The following is a 3,334-nucleotide window of genomic DNA, read 5'->3' on the forward strand; positions in this document are numbered from 1 at the left end:
GGTCCCGGGCGTCAACAACCCACCACACCCGCGGCGGGGGGGCGGCGACGGGGCCCGGGCTCACCTGGTGTGGTGCGTCAGAACCTGGGGTGGTCGCCCAGCAGCACGGCACGCGGCGCCTCGGCGTCGGCGGCCTTCTTGACCTGGCCCAGGGTCCAGCAGTCGATGTGGCGGGCGGTGAGCACCGCCAGCGCGCGATCGGCGTCCTCGGGCGCGACGATCGCGACCATGCCGACGCCCATGTTGAACGTCTTCTCCATCTCGACCCGCTCGACCCGACCGCGCTGGGCGATCATCTTGAACACCGGCGCCGGGTTCCAGGTGCCACGGTCCAGCTCGGCGACCAGACCCGCGGGCAGCACGCGCGCCAGGTTGGCGGCCAGGCCGCCACCGGTGACGTGCGAGAAGGTGCGCACATCGGTCTCGGCGATCAGCGCGAGGCAGTCCTTGGCGTAGATGCGGGTCGGCTCGAGCAGTTCCTCACCGAGGGTGCGGCCGAACTCCTCGACGTAGCCGGTCAGCGACATCCGGTCGATGTCGAGCAGGACCTTGCGGGCCAGGCTGTAGCCGTTGGAGTGCAGGCCCGAGGAGCCCATCGCGATGACGACGTCACCGGGGCGCACCCGCTCGGGGCCGAGCACCGAATCGGCCTCGACGACACCGACGCCGGTGGCGGACAGGTCGTAGTCGTCCGGATCCATCAGGCCCGGGTGCTCGGCGGTCTCGCCGCCAAGCAGCGCGCAACCGGCCTTGATGCAGCCCTCGGCGATGCCGGAGACCAGCTCGGCGACCTTCTCCGGGATGACCTTGCCGATGGCGATGTAGTCCTGCAGGAACAGCGGCTCGGCGCCACAGACCACCAGGTCGTCGACGACCATGGCGACCAGGTCGAGGCCGACCGTGTCGTGCTTGTCCAGCGCCTGGGCGACGGCGATCTTGGTGCCGACACCGTCGGTGGACGCGGCGAGCAGCGGCTCCCGGTATCCGCCCTTGAGCGCGAACAGACCGGCGAAGCCGCCGATGCCGCCCTGCACCTCGGGCCGGCTGGCCTTCTTCGCCAATGGTCCGAACAATTCGACGGCGCGGTCACCGGCTTCGATGCTCACCCCTGCCGCGGCGTAGGAAGCGCCTGCACCGCTGGGTGTCTGTTCAGTCATTGTGGGGGAAAGCTCCAAACCGAATCGGCGGATAGATGCCTAGTAACTCTAAGTGATCCGCCGGTTCAGCTGTCGTGCGGCTCCTAGCTCATTGTTCCAGCTCGGTGGCAGGTGCAGGGGATTTGCGCCGGCCGGCGGTGTTCTCGGCGCGGCGGCGCCGTTGTTCGACCGGATCTGGGACCGGAACAGCGGCGACGAGGCGGCGGGTGTACTCGTGCCGCGGGTTGCGCAGAATCTGCTCGTTGTCGCCTTCCTCGACGCAGGTTCCGTCGCGCAGCACCATGATCCGGTCGGCGAGCTGGTCGACGACGGCCAAGTCGTGGCTGATGAACAGACATGCCCAGCCGCAGCCGCGCTGCAGTTCGGCGAACAGTTCGAGTACCGCCGCCTGCACCGAGACGTCGAGTGCGCTCGTCGGTTCGTCGGCCACGAGCAGGTCGGGGTCGAGTACCAGCGCTCTGGCCAGGCTCACCCGTTGCCGCTGGCCGCCCGACAGCTCGTGCGGATACCGGTTCTCGGTGCCAGCGGGCAGCCGCACGTCGTCGAGCATGTGCCTGACCCGCTCCCGGATGCTCGCGCGATCACCGACGCCATGCACGACGAGCGGTTCGGCCACGCACTCGCCGACGGTCAGGCGCGGGTTCAGCGACCCGGCCGGGTCCTGGAACACGAACCCGAAGCGCCGCCGGATCGGCCGCAGCTTGCGCTGGGACAACTCGGCGATGTCCTGTCCACGGATCAGCACCCGCCCCGAGGTCGGCCGCTGCAGCGCCGCCACGCACCGCCCGATGGTCGACTTGCCCGACCCGGACTCGCCGACCAGACCGAGGGTCTCCCCCGGCCGGATCCGCAGGCTGACCCCGTCGACGGCCCGGAACGCGGGCCGCCCGAACGGTCCGGGAAACTGCACGACCAGATCGCTGACGTCGAGCACCGGCTCGGCCGCCGGATCGAGCACGGGCCGCTCGATGGTCGCCGCCCCCAGATGCGGAACGGCATCGAGCAGCGCCCTGGTGTACTCGGCGCGCGGGCTGGCGAACAGCTCGTGCACGGGCGCCTGCTCGACGACCTCACCCGCCCGCATCACCACCACCCGATCGGCCAGATCCGCGACGACACCCATGTTGTGGGTGATCAGCACGATCGCACTCCCCAGCCGGTCACGCAGATCACGCAGCAGTTCCAGGATCTCGGCCTGCACCGTCACGTCCAGCGCGGTGGTCGGCTCGTCGGCGATGATCACCTTGGGTTCGCACGCGATGGCGATGGCGATCATCACGCGCTGCTTCTGCCCGCCGGAGAGCTGATGCGGGTAGTAGTCGACCCGGTGCTCCGGATCGGGCAGCCCGACCGTGCGCAACAGCTCGATCGCCTTGGCGCGCGCGCCTTTCCGGCTCATCCCGCTGTGCGCGCGCAGCGCTTCGCAGATCTGGAAGCCGGCGGTGAACAGCGGGTCGAGCGCGCGGGCAGGCTCCTGGAAGATCATCGAGACCTCGCCGCCGCGCAACGCGGTCAGCTGTTTTTCGGTCATCGCGGTCACCGCGCGGTCACCGATGCTGACCAGTCCGCGCACCTGCGCGGTGTGCGGCAGCAGCCCGATCGCGGTGCGCGAGCTCACCGACTTGCCGGACCCGGACTCGCCGACGATGGCGAGCACCTCGCCGGGAAACACCTCGTAGGACACGGTGCGCACGGCCGCGACCGGCCCGCTGTCGGTCGCGAAGGTCACCGACAACCCGGCGACCGACAGTGCGGGCGTGCGGGTCTCAGTCATCGACCGTCTCCTTCTCTTCCGCGGTGGTGACCGCGCGCCGCGTCCGCAGCAGCGGGTTCAGCGTCTCGTCGATGCTCTCCCCGACCAGCGTCATCCCGAGCACGACGAGCACGATCGCGGTGCCGGGGAAGATGGAGGTCCACCAGATCCCGTTGGACACATCGTTGAGCGCCTTGTTCAGGTCATAACCCCATTCGGCCGCCTGGGTCGGCTCGATGCCGAACCCGAGGAAGCCGAGCGCGGCCAGCGTGAGGATGGCGTCGGCGGCGTTGATGGTGATGATCACCGGCAGCGACCCGGTGACATTGGACAGGATGTGCCGGAACATGATTCGCGCCGTCGACGCACCGGTGACCCGCGCCGCGTCCACATACGGTTCGGTCTTCACCGCCACCGTCGCATC

Annotated in this window: 3 protein-coding genes; all 3 read right to left on the reverse strand. The window is 69.6% G+C overall.

The genetic code is table 11. From position 1 onward, the window contains the following. Positions 1-77: 77 nt before the first annotated feature. The gene (gene purM / locus ACFWPJ_RS28490; RefSeq protein WP_378855936.1) at positions 78-1,157 is read right to left on the reverse strand and encodes a phosphoribosylformylglycinamidine cyclo-ligase; all 1,080 of its coding nucleotides are present in this window, start codon (positions 1,155-1,157) and stop codon (positions 78-80) included. Positions 1,158-1,245: 88 nt separating this feature from the next. Beyond that, entirely contained in the window at positions 1,246-2,931 is a 1,686-nt protein-coding gene (locus ACFWPJ_RS28495) for an ABC transporter ATP-binding protein (RefSeq protein ID WP_378855938.1), read from the reverse strand. Next, on the reverse strand, positions 2,924-3,334 hold a 411-nt coding region (locus ACFWPJ_RS28500; RefSeq protein ID WP_378855940.1), incomplete at its 5' end, for an ABC transporter permease. The genes ACFWPJ_RS28500 and ACFWPJ_RS28495, both read right to left, overlap by 8 nt.

Origin of the sequence: Nocardia sp. NPDC058497, from assembly GCF_042720195.1 — a bacterium.
Lineage (GTDB): Bacteria > Actinomycetota > Actinomycetes > Mycobacteriales > Mycobacteriaceae > Nocardia.

What these genes read in the sequence shown, in the direction of transcription:
- purM (WP_378855936.1), bottom strand. Translation starts at nt 1,157, where the DNA reads ATGACTGAACAGACACCCAGCGGTGCAGGCGCTTCCTACGCCGCGGCA.
- ACFWPJ_RS28495 (WP_378855938.1), bottom strand. Translation starts at nt 2,931, where the DNA reads ATGACTGAGACCCGCACGCCCGCACTGTCGGTCGCCGGGTTGTCGGTG.